The sequence below is a fragment of the Novosphingobium sediminis genome, from assembly GCF_007991615.1.
Classification (GTDB): Bacteria; Pseudomonadota; Alphaproteobacteria; order Sphingomonadales; family Sphingomonadaceae; genus Novosphingobium; species Novosphingobium sediminis.
Genome location: NZ_BJYR01000005.1, coordinates 122,462 through 136,681, shown reverse-complemented (window position 1 = coordinate 136,681; position 14,220 = coordinate 122,462). Strand labels below are relative to the sequence as shown.

14 protein-coding genes are annotated in these 14,220 nt (G+C 66.9%); 2 read left to right on the top strand and 12 right to left on the bottom strand.

What is annotated here, in order from left to right:
- Positions 1–6 precede the first annotated feature (6 nt).
- The 8 genes from pufL to NSE01_RS03860 all read right to left on the bottom strand — a co-directional run bounded on the left by pufL (position 7) and on the right by NSE01_RS03860 (position 7,869).
- Entirely contained in the window at positions 7–831 is an 825-nt protein-coding gene (pufL, locus tag NSE01_RS03895) for a photosynthetic reaction center subunit L (protein WP_147158311.1), read from the bottom strand.
- Between the two features lie 126 nt (positions 832–957).
- Complete coding sequence (gene pufA, locus NSE01_RS03890; protein WP_067908623.1) at positions 958–1,137, bottom strand: light-harvesting antenna LH1, alpha subunit; 180 nt, start codon at positions 1,135–1,137, stop codon at positions 958–960.
- 107 nt (positions 1,138–1,244) lie between these two features.
- A complete protein-coding gene (gene pufB / locus NSE01_RS03885; protein WP_147158310.1) occupies positions 1,245–1,397 on the bottom strand; it encodes a light-harvesting antenna LH1, beta subunit in 153 nt (50 codons plus the stop codon).
- Between the two features lie 121 nt (positions 1,398–1,518).
- Positions 1,519–2,964, bottom strand: a complete 1,446-nt coding sequence (bchZ, locus tag NSE01_RS03880; protein ID WP_147158309.1) for a chlorophyllide a reductase subunit Z — start codon at positions 2,962–2,964, stop codon at positions 1,519–1,521.
- 67 nt (positions 2,965–3,031) lie between these two features.
- Positions 3,032–4,570 (bottom strand): chlorophyllide a reductase subunit Y, encoded by a 1,539-nt coding sequence (gene bchY / locus NSE01_RS03875; RefSeq protein WP_147158308.1) that lies wholly within the window; start codon positions 4,568–4,570, stop codon positions 3,032–3,034.
- Positions 4,560–5,570: a chlorophyllide a reductase iron protein subunit X gene (locus NSE01_RS03870; protein ID WP_147158307.1), complete on the bottom strand. Its 1,011-nt coding sequence runs from the start codon at positions 5,568–5,570 to the stop codon at positions 4,560–4,562. The genes bchY and NSE01_RS03870 overlap by 11 nt, the downstream gene beginning before the upstream one ends.
- Positions 5,567–6,502, bottom strand: coding sequence for a chlorophyll synthesis pathway protein BchC (gene bchC, locus NSE01_RS03865; RefSeq protein ID WP_246135015.1), 936 nt, complete (start codon positions 6,500–6,502; stop codon positions 5,567–5,569). Before bchC ends, NSE01_RS03870 begins: the two co-directional genes overlap by 4 nt.
- A gap of 194 nt (positions 6,503–6,696) precedes the next feature.
- Positions 6,697–7,869, bottom strand: coding sequence for a methyltransferase (locus tag NSE01_RS03860; RefSeq protein WP_147158306.1), 1,173 nt, complete (start codon positions 7,867–7,869; stop codon positions 6,697–6,699).
- Between the two features lie 104 nt (positions 7,870–7,973).
- Between NSE01_RS03860 and NSE01_RS21650 the strand changes: the two genes are divergently transcribed.
- On the top strand, positions 7,974–9,095 hold the full coding sequence (locus NSE01_RS21650; protein ID WP_246135014.1) for a carotenoid 1,2-hydratase family protein: 1,122 nt from the start codon (positions 7,974–7,976) through the stop codon (positions 9,093–9,095).
- A gap of 1 nt (position 9,096) precedes the next feature.
- Here the strand turns inward: NSE01_RS21650 and NSE01_RS21140 are convergent, their stop codons facing one another.
- The 4 genes from NSE01_RS21140 to bchI are packed head-to-tail and all read right to left on the bottom strand — an operon-like array spanning position 9,097 to position 12,819.
- The gene (locus NSE01_RS21140) at positions 9,097–9,234 is read right to left on the bottom strand and encodes a hypothetical protein (protein ID WP_170233748.1); all 138 of its coding nucleotides are present in this window, start codon (positions 9,232–9,234) and stop codon (positions 9,097–9,099) included.
- A 15-nt stretch (positions 9,235–9,249) separates the two neighbouring features.
- Positions 9,250–10,125, bottom strand: coding sequence for an alpha/beta fold hydrolase BchO (bchO, locus tag NSE01_RS03850; protein ID WP_147158305.1), 876 nt, complete (start codon positions 10,123–10,125; stop codon positions 9,250–9,252).
- 10 nt (positions 10,126–10,135) lie between these two features.
- On the bottom strand, positions 10,136–11,821 hold the full coding sequence (locus NSE01_RS03845; protein ID WP_147158304.1) for a magnesium chelatase subunit D: 1,686 nt from the start codon (positions 11,819–11,821) through the stop codon (positions 10,136–10,138).
- A complete protein-coding gene (gene bchI, locus NSE01_RS03840; protein ID WP_147158303.1) occupies positions 11,818–12,819 on the bottom strand; it encodes a magnesium chelatase ATPase subunit I in 1,002 nt (333 codons plus the stop codon). Before bchI ends, NSE01_RS03845 begins: the two co-directional genes overlap by 4 nt.
- A 112-nt stretch (positions 12,820–12,931) precedes the next feature.
- On the opposite strand from bchI, the gene NSE01_RS03835 reads away from it, so the two are divergent.
- Positions 12,932–14,152 (top strand): DUF3422 domain-containing protein, encoded by a 1,221-nt coding sequence (locus NSE01_RS03835; protein ID WP_147158302.1) that lies wholly within the window; start codon positions 12,932–12,934, stop codon positions 14,150–14,152.
- Positions 14,153–14,220: the final 68 nt, after the last annotated feature.

The following is a 14,220-nucleotide window of genomic DNA, read 5'->3' as shown; positions in this document are numbered from 1 at the left end:
CCTCCTTCACGACCAGATCGGCAGGTTGAGCCACCAGTTCCACCATTCAGGCCAGCCCTTGGTCCACAACGGGCCGCTGATGATGATGCAGACCGCGCTCCAGAAGCCGGCGTTGAGCGCCAGCAGCAGGCCCAGGCGGTGGATGCCCAGAGTGCCGATCGAGTAACCGATCAGATCGCGGAAGAAGGTGTCCTCATATTCCGGGGTCTTCACGGTCTCGCCCTCTTTCGGGTTGACCGCGGAGAGCACCAGCGCGCCGTGCAATGCGAGCGCGAGGCAGGTGGTGAAGAAGAAGCTCACCGCCAGCATGTGCGCCGGATTGTAGTGGAAGTGCAGGTACTGGTAGCCGGTGTTCGACACCCAATCGAGGTGGCTGAAAATACCGTAGGGGAAGCCGAAGTGCCAGGCACCCAGCAAAACCGGACGGATCACCACCAGCGAAACGTAGGCGAAGATCGCGAAGCCGAAGGCGATGGGCACGTGATAGCCCATGCCGAGCTTGCGGCAGATCTCTACCTCGCGCAGCGCCCAGGAGACGAATGAAACGATCGCGCAGACCGTGATCACCTGCCAGAACCCGCCTTCGGCCAAGGGCGCAAACCCTAGTCCGTATTTGAGGTCAGGCGGCGCGATCGAGATCAGCCACGGGTTCCACGTGCCGCCCTGCGAGGCGCAGTAGAGAATGAGAGCCGTTCCGAGTGAGGCGAAGATCGCCGTGATCACTCCGAAAAAGCCAACGTAGAACGGGCCGACCCAAAAGTCGAAAAGGTCCCCGCCGATCAACGTGCCTCCGCGCACGCGATACTTTCGCTCGAAACTGAGGAGCGCCATGGCTCTATCCTCCCCCGCCCAAGCCTGGCGGGCACAAGTACGTGGAAAATCAACCGGTTCCCCCCGGCAGTGCCGGAGGCGGCATGTCCACTAGTGGTGGGATGCCGCCTCTTGCCTTGCAGGTGGTCAGGGCGTCGCCGCGGCCGCGGCTGCGGCTGCCGGAGCCGCGGTGTGCGGGCCGTCGAGCCAGTTGAAGCGAGGCGTGCTGAGCAGGATGAAGTGAATCACGATTGCCAGCACAAACAGGAACGCAGCAAGCGCCACGAGGGCCCTGCGCGGATCGAAAATAAGCCAGACTCTCCACATGGTATCTGTCCTTGTGAATGCGCCATAGTGGCGCGGTCGTTCAGGTTCGGCCAAAAAAAGGCCGGGTGGCCGTTATGGCCAAACGTGGTGTTGTGACGGTGGATTTCTTACGAAATCCAGGGGCGCCAGTTCCACACGAGGAAGTGGGCAACCACGGCCACAGCGGTGAAGCCAATGAAGCCGCTCATGAACAGCTTGTGGAATTCCTTGGCTTCTTCAGGCGTCAGGTAGGTCCTGAGCCCCATGCGATCATCGCTCATATCTGCATCTCCAGTATTGACGTGCAAAGCGAGAGGCGGCGATCGCCCCCCGGCGATATTCCAACGGCCGAAACCGAGGGAATGGGGTTACCCGCTGGGCGGGAAAGGGGTTCTGCGCGGGTCATGGCGCAGCATTTCCAAGCAGGGCGTCGGCCAGCCGGTCGGCGCTGACCTCGCTTTCGCCTTCGCGGCGTGCGGCAGCTTCAGCCGCGTCGCGCAGGCGCTTGGCAAAGGAGATGCGGATAAGGACCGGTTGCGCCTCGACCAGTTCGTCGAGCCGGGCCTTGGCCTCGTCGCTCCACGGCAGCTCGCGGTGGAGCCGCGCCGGGGTTGCCGGCACAGCATCGAGCTGGGTGGCAAGCGGGAGGATGTGAAACAGCGCGTCAAACAGCGCGTTGCACACTTCCTGGATCAGGTAGGTCGCACCGGAATAGCCCATGAAGGGCGTGCCGGTGTGGCGGCGGATTGCCGCACCCGGGAAGCTGGCGGGGATGTAGATGCTGCGCGCGCCGCATTCGGCCAGGTACATCCGCTCGTTGTAGCTGCCGAACACGACCATCGGCGCACCGGCGCGGATCGCATCGCGCACGTCCTCGTTCTTGGGCTTCACGCCCGCGCTGCGCGAAAACGCGAAGGCGCAGGGGAGGCCCATGTCTTCCTCGAGGAAGTGCCGGATCCCGCGGGTGTAGGTTTCGTTCGCCACGATGCCGAAGCTTGCCGTGCCGAAGAAGTCCTGCGTGACCGAGCGCCACAGATCCCACAGCGGCTTGATCGTGGTGTGCTTCTCGCGCGTGATGAACGGCTCGGGATCAAGACCCAGCGAGGCGCCAAGTGCTTCGAGGAAGCGCGTGGTGGAGGTGAGGCCGACCGGCGCCTGGAAATAAGGCCGTTCCAGCACTTCGCACAGGTTGCGGCCGAACTCGCGGTAGAGGCAGACGTTGGCATCTGCATCCGCAAGGCGGCGGATATCGGCAAGGTGGCAGCCCAGCGGGAACACCATGTTCACTTCGGCGCCGAGGCCTTCAATCAGACGGCGCACTTCGGCGAGGTCCGAGGCCATGTTGAACATGCCGTAGGCCGGGCCGATGATGTTGACGCGCGGCTTCTCACCTTCCTTGCGCGCCTTGGGGGCGGGCATGGTCTTGGGGCCGAACTCGCTCCACAGCCAGCTGAGCGCGCGGTCTGCCGATTGCCACTGATCCTCGTCGATCGTGCGCGGCAGGAAGCGCTTGATATTGGTGCCGCCCGGCGTCACGCCGCCGCCGATCATCTCGGCGATCGAGCCGGTCACGACGACCGCCGGAAGCTCCGGATCGAGCGTCTTCCACGCGCGGCGCATGGCTGCTTCGGTGCCGGTCTTGCCGAGTTCTTCCTCGCCAAGGCCGGTGACGACGATGGGCAGTTCATGCGGCGGAAGGCCGTCGGTGTAATGCAGAACCGAAGTGACGGGCAGGTTCTCGCAGCCCACCGGGCCATCGATGATGACCTGCAGACCCTTCACCGCGGTAAAGACATAGACCGCGCCCCAATAGCCGCCGGCCCGATCATGATCGATGATGAGCGTCATGCGGCGCGCCTCCTCAGCGGCTGGACCGTCATGGCAAGGCGCAGCTTGCCGAAGATGATGCAGAGGATCATGAACCCACCGCCTCGGCCGCCTTGCGGGCAGCTTCGTTGAGCGCGGCGTACTTCTTCTTGAAGTTCGGGCGGTCCTGCGGGGTATCTTCCCACACGCCGGTGGTATGTCCGGTGCCCACGCCATCGAAGAAGGCGCTCATGCGGTCGAAGCGCGACTTGCCGGCAATGGCGGTGTTGACCACCATGGCAAGGCTGCCGGCACCCGCCGGGCCCATCAGCGGCCGGGCCGAGATGAGATTGGTGAAGTAGAGCGCCGGGATCGCCAGTTGCTTGGCGTGCTGCACCACCGGCGTCGTGCCGATGGCGAGGTCGGGGCGGAATTCCTCGACCGCGGCAATGTCCTGCTCGAGGCTGGCGCGGTACTGCACCTTGATGCCGCGGGCCTGGAGCCACTCGCGGTCGGGATCGGACCACACCGTGCGCGGGCAGGCGGTGCCGACATAGCGCACGTCGGCGCCGCTCTCGACAAGGAGGCGCGCCACCAGCAGTTCGGAGCCTTCATAGCCCGAAACGGTGATGCGGCCCTTGATCGGACGGGCGGCGAGCGCTGCGTCGATGGCCGGCAGGAAGCGGTTCTGCGCGGCGGCGATCTTGTCGGCGCTCACTCCGCAAGCCTGGCCGATCGAGGAGAGCCAGTCTGCGGTGCCATCGCGGCCCACCGGGGCCGAGCCGACGACCGTGCGGCCAGCGGCTTCGAATTCGCGCACGCTGGCGGTGTAGAACGGGTGGATCGCGGCGACGGCGGCGCAATCGAGCGCGGCATAGAGCTCGCGCCATTCGCGGGTCGGGACGACTGGCCCTGCGGCAAGCCCCATCGGCTCGAGCATCTGGCCAATGCCGACCGGATCGACCGGGAACATCTCGCCGAGCAGGGTGATGGTCGGGCGATCCGAGCGCGCGACGGGGGCGCTTACCGGGCCAGCTTCAACCTCGCTGCGGGCATAGGCGAGCATGGCGCCGGCAAGCACGTCCTTGGCTTCGGCGTGGGTCGGAATGCCGAAACCGGGAACATCGATGCCGATGATCCGGACCCCATTGATTTCCTTACCCAAAAGGCGAAGCGGCACGCCGCTGGCGGTCGGTACGCAGAGGTTGGTGACCACGATCGCATCGTAATCCGCCGGGTCCGCCAGCTTCTCGACCGCTTCCTTGATATCCTCGAACAGCTTGCCGGTAACGAGCGTTTCCGAACTGAACGGCACGTAGCCCACGCTGCGCCGCGCGCCATAGAAGTGCGAGGTGAAGGTGAGGCCGTAAACGCAGCAGGCCGAGCCCGAGAGCACGCTCGCGGTGCGGCGCATGCGCAGGCCCACGCGCAGCGAACCGAACGCCGGGCACATCGATTGCGGCTGATCGTGCGGGCCGACCGGATAGTCGGCGGCATAGCGATCGAGCACTTCGCTCTTGCCGGCGCTGCGCGCGGCTTCGCGCATCCGGTCCGTCCCGCCGTGGCAACCGCCATCGGTCCCTGCCGCGACAGGAGCGTCGGGCATGGCATCAATGCGATCAGGTGCAGGGCGGGTTTCAGATGTCATCGTAGATGACCTCCAACGAAGCCTTGGTCTCGAAGGTGCCGCCGCGCATGTCGGCTTGCGTCGCGGGCACCAGCGTCACGCTGCCGCCAGTGTCCTCGGGCGAGAACAGGCCGAGCAGGCCGTCCTGCTCGAGCGGCTTGGGGCGGCGCGGCGGAGCGGTGGCGACGTTTTCCGCCAGCTCCTCGAACAGGCTGCCCCACTGGCTGTCGGGCCGGCCGATGATCTGATAGTTCGCAGACTTGCGGCGAATGTCCTCGTCCGCCGGGATCGCGCAGAGCACCGGAATATCGACCGCCTCGGCAAAGGCCTTCGCTTCGCCGGTGCCGTCGTCCTTGTTCACGATCATGCCGGCGACGCCGACGTTGCCGCCCATCGAGCGGAAATATTCAACCGCCTTGCAGACGTTGTTCGCCACATAGAGCGACTGGAGGTCGTTCGAGCCGACGACGATGACCTTCTGGCACATGTCGCGAGCGATCGGCAGGCCGAAGCCGCCGCAGACCACGTCACCCAGGAAATCGAGCAGGACGTAGTCGAAGCCCCACTCGTGGAAGCCCAGCTTTTCAAGGAGTTCGAAGCCGTGGATGATCCCGCGTCCGCCGCAGCCACGGCCAACTTCGGGGCCGCCGAGTTCCATCGCGAACACGCCGTCGCGCTGGAAGCAGACGTCTTCGATCTTGACGTCCTCGCCGGCCAGCTTCTTGGCGGCGGAAGTCTCGATGATCGTCGGGCAGCTCTTGCCACCGAACAGCAGCGAGGTGGTATCGGACTTCGGATCGCAGCCGATCAGCAGCACACGCTTGCCCTGCTGCGCCATCATGTAGCTGAGGTTGGAGAGGGCAAAGCTCTTGCCCGAGCCGCCCTTGCCGTAGATCGCGATGATCTGCGTTTCCTTAGTCACTTCAGTCGGCACGATCGCATCGGGTTCGATCGCTGCTTCATCGCGAAGCGCTTGGACGCGCCCGGATACTCCAAGAGCAGATGCTTCAAGAGTCGTCATGCGCAGTTGCTCCAGTCGAGAACCATTTTCAGGCAGTTCCGGTCGGTGAAGGCCGCCGGATAGGCTTCGGCCGCCTCGCTCGCCGGGCGAACGTCGGTGACGAGGCCTGAGAGATCGAGCCGGCCCGAGCGGATGAGCTCGCGCGTCCGATCAAGATCGCCGGGGCTCCATTCAGCGGCGACGCGGATGCGCGCTTCCGCCCGGAAGGCCACCGGGAAAGCAAAGTTGAGGCGATCGGCGTAGAAGCCGGCAAGGTTGATCTCGCCGCCGCGGGTGAGGCGGCCGAGCAGCGTATCGAGAATGTTCGAATCGCCGCTGGCATCACAGATCGAATGGTAATCGCGGCGCGGATCCTCATCCGGCGTGACGACCTTGTAGCCGATGGCTCCGCCCATGCGCTGCGGATCGGTTTCCCAAACGGTGGGCGCCTGCGCGCCGAGCGCCGTGGTGATGCGCGCAAGCAGCCGGCCAAGCACGCCGTGGCCGACGATGAGATCGGGCAGGGTGCCGCCATCAAGCGCATGAAGTGCTGTTGCGGCCAGCGCGAAGAGCACGCCGTCCGCCTGCAGCGACTCGTCGATTGTCAGCGCGCGGGAGGAGGGCAGCACGAGGCGGCGGGCCGATCCGCCGAACAGGCCGCGTGCATCGCGGAAGCAGCTCGCGCCCGGCACGAACACCCAATCGCCGATTCGCGCCCAGGCATCGCGGCCCGCGTCGATCACCCGGCCGACCGACTCATAGCCGGGCACCAGCGGGTAACCCATGCCCGGAAACATGGGCATTTTTCCGGTCCAGAGGAGTTTTTCGGTGCCTGTGCTGATGCCGCTCCAGCGGACTTCGACAACCACATCGGAGCCGGTCGGTGCATCGAGCGCGAGGGGCCTGAGAGCTAATTGCTCCGGTGCCTCCATGATGAGCGCTAGTGCTTCCACGACCATTTTCCCCTCAGCCCGGGCCGGACGGCATGCCGTTCGGTCTAGGGGGCTTTCCGAGTGTCAGCTTACATTGTCATTAGAAAGTGTCAACTCGACACTACACCTTTGTGCAGGTTGGCGCTGCGACAAGATGTGCATGATCGCCGATGGTCCGTTTTGGCGGGAATCCGCGCTTCGGCGGGCGCCCAGTGTCAGACGCGGGCGACAATCGCACCGCAAACCAGCGGCAAATGGGTCGAAACCTCGTGCCAGCTGGAAAAACCGGCGCTGCGCAGCATGGCGCCCAGTTCGGCCGGGCGGCGCGGGCGGCCCGATCCCATCGCCCAAAGGTAAAGCCCGAAGTACGCATCGCCCATCGCGCCGCCGCCGGCGGCCCCGGCCATTGGCTCGCCGATCAGCAGTGTCCCGCCGGGCGGCAGCGCCGCGCGAACCGCGCGCAGCAGGCGCAGCGCGGGTTCGTCGTCGTGATCGTGCAGGATGCGCACGAGTGTGATGAGGTCGAATCCGGTGGGCAGGGGATCGTGCAGGAAGCTGCCCTTGTGCAGCGCAAGGCGCGGCGCGATCAGCGCATCGCGCCCGAGCGAGGCTTCGGCCCCCGCGACCACATCCGGCAGATCGAACAGGCCGAGTCGCAGCGCCGGCGCGGCATTGCCCACCGCGCGCACGAAGGCCCCGGTGCCGCCGCCCACATCGAGCATCGCCTTGTGCTTGCTGAATTTATACGCCGCAATCAGCTGCTCGCTGACCATGGCCTGCGAAGCGGCCATCAGGGCGGAATAGGCCGCCGCCGCGGGTTCGTTGTCCGCATCGCCCTGCTTGCCCGGCGGCACCGCGCCGGTCGCGCTGGCCCGCGCATAGGTCCAGAAATCCGAAAGCGCGGTCGGCTCCTTGCGGTCCGCGCGCAGCAGCGCGAGCGGATCGGCAAGGTCGGCATAAAGCAGCGCGTGGTGGCGTATCATCGCCCGCGCGCCAGGATTGCACTGCAGCGCGGCGCCATCCATCCCGAGCGTCCAGCGCCCGCCGGGCAGCGACTCGGCAATTCCCAGCGATGCTGCGGCGCGCAGCAGTCGCTCGGTAGCGGCGAGGCCCAGCCCCGCGCGATTCGCTGCCGTCAGCGTATCGCATGGCCCTTCTGCCAGCAGATCGAGCAGCCCGCCCTCGACACAGGCCGCGAGCACTTGCGCATAGGCAAACCCCGCGACCAGATCGAACGCCCGCCGCGCGCGGGAGCGCACGATCGGCCGTGTCAGCGGGAAGGCGGCGCTCCATGATTGAAAACGCGGATTCGTAAGCAGCCGGTTGCGCCAGATGATCCAGCGTTCCTTCAGTCCGGCCCTTTGGGGCAAATCCAGACGATTGGACATGTCCATATGTCAATTACATTGGACATTTAGCAGCAATGCGTCAATCATCCATCACAAGCCTCTGCAAATCAGAGAGCCGAAAATATGGTCTGGGAGATTGACCCATGTGGCGAGGAGACGACCGCGCAGAGGGCGGACTGATGCTCAAGGCCGAGGACCTGCCGCCGGTTTGGACGGCACTCGCCCGCATGCAAGGCGCGCTGCCGCCCGCCGCCGCCGCGCCCGATCCCTGGGCCTTGCTGCAAAAGGGCGAGGAGGACCGCCTCATCCGCGCGCCCGGCAGCCGCGACAGCGACGCGCATCCCCGCTTTGATACCCCGGTTCCGCCCGGTGGCTACAGCTGGTGGTATGTCGATGCGCTTAGCAATGATGGCCAACACGGACTGACCCTGATCGCCTTCATCGGCAGCGTCTTTTCGCCCTATTTCAAGCGCTCCGGGCGCGATAACCCGCTCGATCACTGCGCACTCAACGTCGCGCTATATGGCCCCAAGGCGCGCTGGACGATGACCGAGCGGCCCGAGCACGCGGTCAAGCCCGAAGCGGATCAGTTCGCCATCGGCCCCAGTTCGGTGCGCTGGGCGGGAGACTGCCTCGTCATCGACATCGAGGAACTCGACAAGCGGATCATGAACCCGTTCCGCCGCCGCGTTGCGGGGCAGATCAAGGTCTGGCCCGAAATGCTCAACACAGAGGCCTTCGCGCTCGATCCGGCAGGCAAGCACTTGTGGCACTGCCTTGCCCCGCGGGCACGGATTTCGGTGGAGATGAAGGCACCCGAGCTCAGCTGGAAGGGCAGCGCCTACCTCGATTCCAATCGCGGTTCGGAATCGCTCGAGGAAGGCTTCCGCATCTGGCACTGGTCGCGCGCGCACCTCGGCAAGCATGTTGCGGTGTTCTATGAAGGCCAGCGCCGCGATGGCTCCACGTTCGCCAGCGCGCTGCGGTTTGATAGCGCGGGCGTGCCGCACGAAGCCGATCTGCCGCCCACTGCGCCGCTGCCCAACACGCTATGGCAGATGGAGCGCGTCACCCGCGCCGATCGCGGCCACGCCCGCGTACGCCGCACGTGGGAGGATTCGCCGTTCTACACCCGCTCGACGCTCCACGCGCGGCTCTATGGCGAGCCGGTGGTGGCGATGCAGGAAACGCTTTCGCTCGACCGGTTCTGCAATCCGATCGTGCAGCAACTGATCCCGCATCGCATGCCGCGGGCGCGGCGGTAGGTCAGTCCTTCCCGCCCGCGTCCTTCTTTGCCTTATCCTTCGCGATCTCGCGGTTGACTGAGACAAGCTGCCACACGCCGATGCCCAGAGCGACGCCGCCAAAGACGACCATTTCGATCCATCCGAAGTTCTCAGCCACGCGCGTTCCTCCCTTTCAGGCGTCCACTGATGCAGCCGCCGTCATTGCCGCTGCAACAAGATCTGCGCGCTCTTCGTGCGCCAGGTGGCCAAGGCCTGCAAGCACGCTGAGCGCGGCCTGCGGCATCAGCGTCACCGCCTGCTCGACCGAACTCGTCGGCACGGCGGCATCCTTCGCGCCGTGGATCAGGCGAACCGGCACCGCGATCCGGGGCAAATCGCGCTGCAATCCGGCGAGATCCCACCCGGCCATCATCTCAAGCGCACCCCGGCAGTGCAGCGCGTTGCCCAGCAGCATGGCGTAGCAGCGCACGCCCTCGGCATCGATGTGCGATCCGGTCGAGCGGACCAGCAGCCGCCCGGTATCGCCCGAAGTGCGCGCACTGGCGGCAAACAGGCGCGGCACCAGCGGATTGAGCACGAGCGCGCGGGCAAGGCCCTGAAACAGCGGCGCGAAAAACCCCGGAAACGGCGAGAGGGCAGCATTCAGCCCGACAACCTCCGGCACGTCGAATCCATCCCGCACCATCCTGAGCGCAATCGCCGCTCCAGCGGAATGGCCGATCAGCCGCTCGGGCCGTACCTCCAGCTTCTCGAGCAAAACACCGACCGCAGCCGCCATGCCAGGCAGCGTGAGGCCGCCCGGTGGCCGCCCGCGCGTAAAGCCATGCCCCGGCAGGTCCATCGCGATGACCCGGTGGTCCCGCGCCAGCAGCGGCATCAGGTGCCGCCAGCTATGCGTCGCCGCGCCGGTGCCGTGGAGGAGCACCAAGGTTGGACCTGTGCCCATTTCCTGAACGTGCCACGTCAGCGGCCCAGCCTGCACAAACCGGCTGGCGTCCCGATGCGGCCAATCCCGCCCGTCCGTCTCCCAGATCAGCGGCTTGCTCATGTCAAAGTGCTCACGTCAGCGCCCCGATCACCTTGCTCAGCGTGGCAGCATTGGCCTGCGGCAAGGGCACGTAGCGCGCGCGCATGGCCGATGCGATGGCGGCGGCTTCCGGGCGAGGGCGGGGCGAAATATCGATCACCACGCCGGCAAGGCCTGCCGCTGCAATGGCGCGCGAGGCCTTGAGCGCGTCGTCGGTCGCCGCCACGCGATTGGTGCTGCCATCTAGCGCGATGTTGCCGCGTCCATCGGTCAGCACCACCAGCAGCGGCGTATAGCCCCGGCGCGTAAGCCCGGTGCCCAAGGTGCAGATCATCGAAAGCCCTGCCGCCAGCGGTGTACCGCCACCCCCCGGCAGTTCGGTCAATGCCCGCCGCGCCCGGGTCAGCGAGCGGGTCGGCGGCAGCAGCAGCTGCGCCTCTTGCCCCCGGAACGCGACTAGCGCCACTTCGGTGCGCTTCACATAGGCCTGCGCCAGCAGCAGCTCGACCGCGCCTTTGGCCTCGGCGAGCCGGGTGAACGCCGCCGAGCCCGAGGCATCGACCGCGAAGATCGTGACCGAGGCGCTGCGGGCTTCGAACCGGCGCACGCGCACATCGTCCTTCATGATGCGCAGGCCCGGGCGAGTCTCTCCCTCCGCGCGCCGCAAGGCCTGCCACGGCACCGCTGCCCGCAAGGTATCGATAAGCGCCAACCGGGCCCCGCCGCGCGGAAGGCCCTGCCGCGCCGCCAGCGGACGGCCCCTGAGCGGCGACAAGTGCCGCGAGCCGCCGCCGCTCCCGGCTCCGCGCCGTGTGCGGCCATCGGCCAGCGCTTCGAGCAGCCCCGGCGGGATCGCCGCCGCTCCCGCTTCGATCAGCTGATCGGGATCGGGCACGCCGCTATCCTCGCGCTCATCGTCGCCCGGCGTATCGGTCTCGCTTTCCGGCGGCGGGGGAGGGGGCGGCGCCTCGTCCTCCTCGGCCTCGGGCGGCGGAGGCGGCAGCCGCGTCGCGCGCGGGGCCAGCACCAGCCGGGCGGCCGCTGCCAGATCGCTTTCGCGCACTGTTGCGCGCCCATCGAGCCGCGCGCTGGCACCCGCCGTCAGCGCGGCAAAGCGCAAGGCCCGCCCGGAATCGACCCCCAGTGCCAGCGAAACCGCCGCCAGCGCTTCCAATCCTTCCGCGCTGCACGCGGGAAGCTCGGCTGGAGAGGCAAGCGGCGCGGGAAGTTCGGTCGCGGCCACCACTCCGGGTTTGGCGCCGCCCAGATCGCAGGCAAACGCCACTCTCTCGGTCAGACTCAGCGGCGGCGCTTCATCGCGTTCGGCGCCATCATCCAGCAGCACCAGCCCGAAGCGCTCCGCCGGCTCGGCATGGTCCAGTGCCTGCGCCACGCTGCCGGCCAGCGCGGGCGTGATCCTCTCCGCCAGCGGCGCGATCACCACCGCGCCGCGTGCTTCCTGCAGGAAACCGCTGCGTGATACGCTGCGCCCTGCGGCGAGGCTGGCGGCAAGGTCGATCCCGCCATGCAGCCGCTCGCCGTCGATATGCGCAGGCATGCGCTTCACGGGGAGGGCGCTCGCCAGCCGCTCCACCAGCGCATCGCGTGCCGGTCCGGGGCCGCGCAGCCACATCCCGCCAAACCCCGCGGGCCAGAGCGCAAAGGCGCGCAGCGCCAGCGCCGCGTCTTCCGCGGCGGGCGCCTCAGGCGTTGTCATCCAAAAACCTCGGTCACCGCGCGTTCGATGCGAGTGGTGGAGCCAGTTTCGTCCAGCACGTCGCGGCGCAGGCGGTGGCGCAGCGCCATCGGAGCAACCGCGATCACGTGCTTGCGCTGGACGGTTGCCGCACCTTCCAGCGCGGCCTGTGCCCGCGCCGCGCGCATCAGCGTAAGCTCGCCGCGCAGCCCGTCAGCGCGGCAGGCCATGCACAGGCGCGAGGCATCGTAGAGCACTTCGTCCGGCGTCTCGACCGCAGGCAGCCGTGTCCGCCCCCGCGCGATCTTGCGCACGATCTTGGCGTCGGCCGGCGCCCACTCTTCGCAAAACGCCGCCGCATCGCGTTCATGCGCGGCGCAGCGCCGCATGATCTCCACCCGCGAGTCGAGCGACTGCGGCGTGCGCACTTCGACCGATAGCCCGAACCGGTCGAGCAGCTGCGGCCTGAGTTCGCCTTCCTCCGGATTGCCACTCCCGATCAGCACGAACTTCGCCTTGTGCCGCACCGAAAGCCCCTCGCGCTCGACGAGGTTTTCGCCCGATGCCGCCACATCGAGCAGCAGATCGACGAGGTGATCCTCCAGCAGGTTGATCTCGTCGATATAGAGAAAGCCCCGGTGCGCCTTGGCCAGCAGCCCCGGCTCGAAGCGCTTTTCGCCCGAACGCAGCGCCCGTTCGAGGTCGAGCGCGCCGATCACGCGGTCCTCTGTGGCGCCCAGCGGCAAGTCCACGAATGGCACGGCGCGCTTCGCCGTCTTCTTCGATGTACAGGGATCTGGACAGGTGCCCGCATCCACCGGTGCACAGCCGAAGCGGCAGCCTTCCACCGCCGTGATCGGCGGCAGGATCGCTGCAAGTGCCCGCGCAGCCGTCGATTTTCCGGTCCCGCGATCGCCGAAGACCATCACGCCCCCGATGGCAGGATCGACAGCGGCCAGCAGCAGGGCCTGCTTCATCTCGTCTTGTGCGACGATGGCGGAGAAGGGGAAACGGTTCATAGTGTCAACCAATCTGGACTATGCGGGTTGTAAGGGCAAGCGCCCTATGAAAGACTAGAGGCGTGAAAGACGATGCGCGGCGAGAAGCGCGCCGCAGGGGAGTGCCAAGGCCATGCTCAACGAACACCGGCTGCGGCGCGAGATTGTCGGCGAGATGCACCTGCGGCGCTGGCCGCCGATCATGCCGCCGATGTCCATCGTCCAGATCCTCCGTCTCGGCCCGTCTGAAGGCCTGCCCCCGTTCCGCGGCGGCCCCGCCTTCGCTGCCGAGCCCGGCCAGCGCCACATGCAGGGCATTCTCGCGGATGGCCTGCTCTTCACGTGGGAGCGCCACAGCGAAGCGACCACGCTCACCGTGTTCGCCCGCCCCGATGCCCCGCTCCTCGCCGAAGCGCGCGCTTGGGCCGAAGGCGCGCCCGGCGAAGTGCTGCGCGCCACGCTGATCGATATCGAAAGCGATGCCGCTGCAGCGTCCGCGCGCATGGCCGAGTTCGATGTCGATCCGGCCGAACTCGTCTGCTGCGATTTCGGCGGCGGCGCGCGCCTTTCTTCCGATTTCCGCATCAAGGACGAAGGCTATGGCCGCCTCGTGGTCGCGGCAGGGCAGCTGGGGCCGGTCGATCTCGCCCGCGCCGTCCAGTCGCTGCAGGAACTTGGCAACTACCGCAACATGGCGCTCCTTGGCCTGCCGGTTGCCCGCGCGGTCTGGGGCAAACTCGATGCTGCCGAAGAGGAATTGCGCGCCTTTGGCCGCCGCCTCGATTCGGATGAGACTTCCGACAACGAACTGCTCGATTCGCTCTGCGCCATGTCGCTCGAACTCGGCACGATAACCAGCGATACGCGCTACCGCCTCAGCGCCACCGCCGCCTATGCACGCCTCGTGGACGAGCGTCTCGCCGCACTCGCGCCCGTTGCGATTCCCGGCTTTGCCAGCCTCGCCGATTTTACCCAGCGCCGCTTCCATCCCGCGATCCGCACTTGCGAGACCGTGGTCCGCCGCCAGCAGGAACTCGCCGAACGCTCCGCCCAGCTCACTTCGCTGCTGCGCACCCGGATCGAAACGCGCATCGAGGATCAGAACGCCCAGCTGCTCCAGTCGCTCGAAAGCGCCACCCGCACGCAGCTGCGCCTCCAGCACCTCGTCGAAGGGTTCTCGACCGTCGCCATCACCTACTACGCGGTGTCGCTGCTCGCCTACCTCAGCGGCGGGCTTTCGCTGTTCGGCGTGCATGTGGAGCATGATCTGTTTGCCGCCTTGGTGATCGTGCCGGTGTTCATCATGCTCTTTATCTACCTGCGCCGCGAACGCAGCCGTCTCGGCGGCCACTAGCAAAATTGCACCACGAGGCCCGCTTTACGGCGGCGCAAAGGCAGGCAATAGCCATGCCGCACAAGCGC

Excerpts from the sequence above, each read along its gene's own strand:
- pufL (WP_147158311.1), bottom strand. The coding sequence starts at position 831 with ATGGCGCTCCTCAGTTTCGAGCGAAAGTATCGCGTGCGCGGAGGCACG.
- pufA (WP_067908623.1), bottom strand. The coding sequence starts at position 1,137 with ATGTGGAGAGTCTGGCTTATTTTCGATCCGCGCAGGGCCCTCGTGGCG.
- pufB (WP_147158310.1), bottom strand. The coding sequence starts at position 1,397 with ATGAGCGATGATCGCATGGGGCTCAGGACCTACCTGACGCCTGAAGAA.
- bchZ (WP_147158309.1), bottom strand. The coding sequence starts at position 2,964 with ATGACGCTCATCATCGATCATGATCGGGCCGGCGGCTATTGGGGCGCG.
- bchY (WP_147158308.1), bottom strand. The coding sequence starts at position 4,570 with ATGACATCTGAAACCCGCCCTGCACCTGATCGCATTGATGCCATGCCC.
- NSE01_RS03870 (WP_147158307.1), bottom strand. The coding sequence starts at position 5,570 with ATGACGACTCTTGAAGCATCTGCTCTTGGAGTATCCGGGCGCGTCCAA.
- NSE01_RS03860 (WP_147158306.1), bottom strand. The coding sequence starts at position 7,869 with ATGTCCAATCGTCTGGATTTGCCCCAAAGGGCCGGACTGAAGGAACGC.
- NSE01_RS21650 (WP_246135014.1), top strand. The coding sequence starts at position 7,974 with ATGTGGCGAGGAGACGACCGCGCAGAGGGCGGACTGATGCTCAAGGCC.
- bchO (WP_147158305.1), bottom strand. The coding sequence starts at position 10,125 with ATGAGCAAGCCGCTGATCTGGGAGACGGACGGGCGGGATTGGCCGCAT.
- NSE01_RS03845 (WP_147158304.1), bottom strand. The coding sequence starts at position 11,821 with ATGACAACGCCTGAGGCGCCCGCCGCGGAAGACGCGGCGCTGGCGCTG.
- bchI (WP_147158303.1), bottom strand. The coding sequence starts at position 12,819 with ATGAACCGTTTCCCCTTCTCCGCCATCGTCGCACAAGACGAGATGAAG.
- NSE01_RS03835 (WP_147158302.1), top strand. The coding sequence starts at position 12,932 with ATGCTCAACGAACACCGGCTGCGGCGCGAGATTGTCGGCGAGATGCAC.